Origin of the sequence: Isoptericola sp. BMS4 (assembly GCF_011634835.1) — a bacterium.
In the GTDB taxonomy this organism is placed as follows: Bacteria; Actinomycetota; Actinomycetes; order Actinomycetales; family Cellulomonadaceae; genus Isoptericola.
In genome coordinates, this window is record NZ_SIRP01000045.1 from 1 (window position 1) to 230 (window position 230).

Consider the following 230-nt stretch of genomic DNA (forward strand, 5'->3'; position numbering starts at 1 on the left):
GTGCGCCTCGATGCGGCTGACGGACGGGTCGCGCACGAGGGCGTCGAGGGCGTCGTCGGCGGGGGAGTCCGGGCCGAAGAGGCCGAACCAGCGGAAGTCGGCGGTGCCGGTGTGGAGGGTGTGCCAGCGTCCGCGGGCGCCCGCGTCGGACGGTGCGAGCACGGTGCCGCCGTTCGGCTCGGCGGTGGAGCCGGCGTCGTAGCGCACGAGCCGGGCGGCGCCGTCGCCCG

The 230-nt window shown here is 78.3% G+C and carries 1 pseudogene; it reads right to left on the reverse strand.

The features are described from left to right. A pseudogene (locus EYB28_RS19940) lies at positions 1-230 on the reverse strand (peptidase C14); the annotation flags it as partial.